General features: G+C 68.8%; 5 protein-coding genes. 2 read left to right on the top strand and 3 right to left on the bottom strand.

Annotated features, from left to right (window positions below; genetic code table 11):
* The 3 genes from GA0115259_RS26550 to clpS all read right to left on the bottom strand — a co-directional run.
* The coding region (locus tag GA0115259_RS26550) for an amino acid permease (RefSeq protein ID WP_093601702.1) at window positions 1-1,248 on the bottom strand (1,248 nt) is incomplete at its 3' end.
* A 434-nt stretch (window positions 1,249-1,682) separates the two neighbouring features.
* Complete coding sequence (locus GA0115259_RS26545; RefSeq protein ID WP_093601700.1) at window positions 1,683-2,261, bottom strand: DUF2017 domain-containing protein; 579 nt, start codon at window positions 2,259-2,261, stop codon at window positions 1,683-1,685.
* The gene (gene clpS / locus GA0115259_RS26540; RefSeq protein WP_093601698.1) at window positions 2,261-2,566 is read right to left on the bottom strand and encodes an ATP-dependent Clp protease adapter ClpS; all 306 of its coding nucleotides are present in this window, start codon (window positions 2,564-2,566) and stop codon (window positions 2,261-2,263) included. Before clpS ends, GA0115259_RS26545 begins: the two co-directional genes overlap by 1 nt.
* 161 nt (window positions 2,567-2,727) lie before the next feature.
* Here clpS and GA0115259_RS26535 point away from each other — a divergent pair, with 161 nt between their 5' ends.
* A complete protein-coding gene (locus tag GA0115259_RS26535) occupies window positions 2,728-4,056 on the top strand; it encodes a nicotinate phosphoribosyltransferase (protein WP_093601696.1) in 1,329 nt (442 codons plus the stop codon).
* Between the two features lie 139 nt (window positions 4,057-4,195).
* Window positions 4,196-4,801, top strand: a complete 606-nt coding sequence (locus GA0115259_RS26530; RefSeq protein WP_093601694.1) for a nicotinamidase — start codon at window positions 4,196-4,198, stop codon at window positions 4,799-4,801.
* Window positions 4,802-5,016 lie beyond the last annotated feature (215 nt).

Genomic DNA, 5,016 nt, shown 5'->3' with positions numbered 1-5,016 from the left:
GGGGCCCGCCACCCGCCCCGCCTCCACACCGCGGCGGTAGCGGATATGGCTGGCCAGAATCATCATCCAGGTCCAGATGCCGGCCGCGGTGGCCACGGAGGTCACATAGCCGAAGGCCTTTTCCGGGACGACATAGTTGAGGACCACACCGATGCCCATCAGCCCGGCGGAGACGGTGATGCCGAGGGCCGGCGTCTTACGGGAGTTGAGCCTGCCGAAGACCGTGGGCGCCTCGCTGTTGGCGGCGAGGTCGCGCAGCATTCGGCCGGTCGAGTACATCCCGGAGTTGCAGGAGGAGAGCGCGGCGGTCAGTACGACGAAGTTGACGATGCCCGCCGCCAGCGGGATGCCCATCTTCTCGAAGGCGTGCACGAACGGGCTGTTGCCCGCGGAGAACTCGGTCCACTTGACGACGGCGAGGATGACGGAGAGCGCGCCGACATAGAAAACGATGATGCGCCAGGGCAGTGTGTTGATGGCCTTGGGCAGCGTCTTCTCGGGATTCTCGGACTCGCCCGCGGTCACACCGACCAGTTCGACGGCGAGATAGGCGAACATCACGCCCTGAAGAGTCATCAGGCTGGAGCCGATGCCGTTCGGGAAGATCCCGTCGTGTGCCCAGAGGTTGGAGGCGGCGGCGGTCTGACCGGCGTCCGAGAAGCCGATGGTGAGAACGCCCAGACCGATGACGATCATGCCGATGATCGCGGTGACCTTGATCATCGAGAACCAGAACTCAACCTCGCCGAAGATCTTCACCGAGATCAGATTGACGCCGAAGAGGACCACCAGGAAGACCAGCGCGCTGACCCACTGAGGGATCTGCGGGAACCAGAAGTGGATGTAGATCGCGGCGGCGGTCAGTTCCGCCATCCCGGTGACGACCCACATCAGCCAGTACGTCCAGCCGGTGGCGAAGCCGAAGAACGGGCCGAGGAACTCCCGGGCGTACTCCGCGAAGGAGCCCGAGACCGGCCGGTAGAGCAGCAGTTCGCCGAGCGCCCGCATGATGAAGAAGATCACGACGCCGGCGAGGGCGTACATGAGGATGATGCTGGGGCCCGCCTTGGCGATATTGGCTCCGGCGCCCATGAAGAGTCCGACACCGATCGCGCCGCCGATGGCGATCATCTGGACCTGACGGCTGCCGAGTCCCCGTTCGTAGCCCTCTTCGGCCGGGCCGCCTCCGGTGGGTCCTGCCGTGGCGCGGTCACCGCCGTATTCCTTGTCGACCTGGGCAGAGGTCATGTCGTTCGCCCTTTCTCCATACCGATCCGCGCCGGACGTCGGCCGCGGACCGGTTCGTGATCCCCCCGGATACGGATGGAGTGCCGCCGGCGGTCGGCCGGCGAAGGCACCCCCGGGGACAGGGGTGGAGTCCCCGGGGGGCCGTGAAGATTTACCACGGCGACAGGGGTCACCGGCGGACGGTTCTGTGGCACAGCCCACAGGAAGAAGTGGAGGAATCAGGCCGCGAACCGCAAAGGTCGCCGGAGCGGTGATGTGATCGTTATGCCGAATTGAGCGTCAGTTGAGCGTACGGAAGAGGGCCGGACGGGGACCGCCGTATGACATCCCGGCGCCGCGGGCCCGCAACATCCGGGCAGGCCGGTTCCTTGGTGTCACATCACCCGGACGGAGGAACGAGCGGCGGCCCTCAGGGCATCAGAGCAATCAGGCCCTCAGGGCATCAGCGTTTCGACGAGCGACTCCTGGAGCGATCCGAGCCAGAGATACGCCATCACCATCGGCTTGCGCGGATCGGAGTCCGGCAGCCGGTACAGCTCGTCGCTCTCGTCCTCGTCCGTGACCTCCAGACGCGTACCGATCGTCAGCCGCAGATCGTTGAGCGCGCCGAGCCAGTGCAGACAGTCGTCGGGCGTCAGCTTGAGCACGGCGCCGCCCTCGCCCGCCGAGGCGAGCCCGTCCAGCGTACGGACCAGCGCCATCCCGTCCTCGCGCTTGCGGCCACGCAGATCGTTCTCCGTGAACCGTCTGAACTCGGCGGAGAACTCCTTGAGTTCGTCGTCGTCATCGCCGTACGCGTCCGGGAAGAGCCGGGCCAGCGCCGGATCCTCGGGCGGCTCGCTGGGGCCTTCGGCGAAGAGCGAGGCGAGCGGATCCTCGCCCTGGGCAGGCTCGTCACCGGGCCCGATCAGCTCCAGGAGCTGTACGGCCAGGGAGCGCAGGATCGAGATCTCCACCTCGTCGAGCGCGACGGCCGCGCCGCCGCCCGGGATCGCCTCGAACTGGCCGGCCATCAGATCCGGTCCTGGGAGAGAGTGGCCCAGAGCCCGAACCCGTGCATCGCCTGCACATCGCGCTCCATCTCCTCGCGGCTGCCGCTGGAGACGATCGCGCGGCCCTTGTGGTGGACGTCGAGCATCAGTCGGTGCGCCTTGTCCTTGGGGTAGCCGAAATAGGTCTGGAAGACGTAAGCCACATAACTCATGAGGTTGACGGGATCGTTGTGGACGATCGTCACCCACGGCACATCGGGTTCCGGGACGGCGAAGGTCTCCTCGGCCGATTCGGGGCGTTCGATCTCAGTGGGAGCAACACTCACGGTTCCGGACGACCTTCTTCTCTGCCGGGCTTCTCTGCCGGGTCATGGCTCTGCCACGTCACAGCGTCACATGACCCATGCTGCCACCAGGGACGGCCTGTCGCACAAACGGCCACGCAGAAATCGTCACTCTGACGAGAGGGCAGGGTAGAATTCTTGTTATGAACACAGCGGATCTTGGACTGCCGGTCGATGTCCCGTCGACCGCGCTCTTCACCGATCAGTATGAGCTGACGATGCTCCGAGCGGCTCTCCAGGCCGGTACGGCCGACCGCCGTTCGGTCTTCGAGGTCTTCACCCGGCGGCTGCCCGAGGGCCGCCGCTACGGAGTGGTGGCGGGCACCGGACGGGTCCTGGACGCCGTGGAGAACTTCCGCTTCGACGCGGACGTCCTCGGCTTCCTGCGGGCCAACCAGGTGGTCGACGAGGAGACGCTCGGCTGGCTCGCCTCGTACCGCTTCGGCGGCGACATCTGGGGCTATCCCGAGGGCGAGGTCTACTTCCCGGGCTCGCCGATCCTGCGGGTGGAGGGCTCCTTCGCCGAGTGCGTGCTGCTGGAGACCGTGATCCTGTCGATCCTCAACCATGACTCGGCGATCGCCGCCGCGGCCTCGCGGATGTCGGCGGCGGCGGGCGGGCGCGGGCTGATCGAGATGGGCGCGCGCCGTACGCACGAGCTCTCCGCGGTCGCCGCAGCGCGCGCCGCGTATGTGGGCGGCTTCGACACCACCTCGGACCTGGCGGCCGGCTTCCGGTACGGCATTCCGACGGTGGGTACGAGCGCGCACGCCTTCACCCTGCTGCACGACAGCGAGCGCGATGCCTTCCAGGCGCAGGTGAACGCGCTCGGGCGCGGTACGACACTGCTGATCGACACGTTCGACGTGCCCGAGGCCGTACGGACCGCCGTGGAGATCGCCGGGCCCGAGCTGGGCGCCGTCCGTATCGACTCCGGCGATCTGCTGCTGGTCGCGCACCGGGTACGGCAGCAGCTCGACGAGCTGGGCGCGGTGAACACCAAGATCGTGGTCACCTCCGACCTGGACGAGTACGCGATCGCCTCGCTGGCGGCGGCGCCGGTGGACGCGTACGGCGTGGGCACCCAGCTCGTCACCGGCAGCGGTCAGCCGACCTGCTCCATGGTCTACAAGATCGTCGCCCGGGCGGTGTCGGCGGATCCGAAGGCGCCGCTCCAGCCGGTGGCGAAGAAGTCGCTGGGCGGAAAGACCTCGGTGGGCGGGCGCAAGTGGGCCGCGCGGCGGATGGACGCGCGGGGCTACGCCGAGGCCGAGGTGCTCGGCACCGGCGCTGTGCCGGCGGACCTGCTGGACCGGCAGCTCCTGGTGCAGCTCGTCAAGGGCGGCGAGATCGTGGCCCGGGAACCGCTGGACGTGGCGCGGTCCCGGCACTTCGCGGCGCGGGCCGCGCTGCCGGTGTCGGCGACGCAGCTCTCCCGTGGCGAGCCGGTGATCCCGACCGAGTACATATGAGGCGCGTGGGGCGGTGGTGGCGGGTGTCCGGCTCTTCCCGCGACGGTGGCGGAGTCTCTAGGCTCAGCACACCTTTCAGCCGCTCGTCCGGTCGCAGTCCTGTCCCGTTCGCCCGCACTTCCGCCGAAGGATGACCGTCATGCACCGCGTGTTGCTCGTCGTGGACGTACAGAACGACTTCTGTGAGGGCGGCAGTCTGGCGGTGACAGGAGGCTCCGAGGTCGCTGCCGCCATCACCGATCTGATCGGCCAGGCCTCCGCCGGATACCGGCATGTGGTCGCCACCCGGGACCATCACATCGACCCGGGCGACCACTTCGCCCACGCTCCGGAGAGCCCCGACTTCGTCACCACCTGGCCGGTGCACTGTGTGGCGGGCACGGAGGGCGCGGGCTTCCATCCCAACTTCGCGCCGGCCGTCGCCTCCGGCGCGATCGGCGCGGTCTTCGACAAGGGCGCGTATTCGGGCGCGTACAGCGGTTTCGAAGGACTCGACGAGAACGGTGTCGGGCTCGCGGACTGGCTCCGGGCCCGTGAGGTCACGGACATCGACGTGGTCGGGATCGCCACGGACCACTGCGTCCGGGCGACGGCACTGGACGCGGCCCGTGAGGGCTTCGCCACGCGCGTGCTGCTGGATCTGACGGCGGGCGTGGCCGTCGAGACCACGGAGCGGGCGCTGGAAGAGATGCGGGCGGCGGGAGTGGAGCTGTCCGGCGAGAGCCGGTGGTCACGGCCCGTCTGACTCCGCCCACCCCGCGCGGCACGCCTGAGGCGCCCTCCGACGCCTCCACGCGCCCTGGCGACACCCCGGTGGCCCAGAGGTCCGGCGACGGCGCGCAGGGCCCTCCTGGGGCCCGCCGGCACGCAGCCCCGCCCGCCCCGGACCTTCTAGTACCCCGGGTAACCCGCGCTCGCCGGGCCCGCCGCCGGGCGCAGGAGTGCCCGTATCGGCTGCCC

This window comes from Streptomyces sp. MnatMP-M17 (genome assembly GCF_900091995.1).
Classification (GTDB): domain Bacteria; phylum Actinomycetota; class Actinomycetes; order Streptomycetales; family Streptomycetaceae; genus Streptomyces.
The sequence above is the reverse complement of the archived record's forward strand: the minus strand, read 5'-3'. Positions and strand labels throughout refer to the sequence as shown.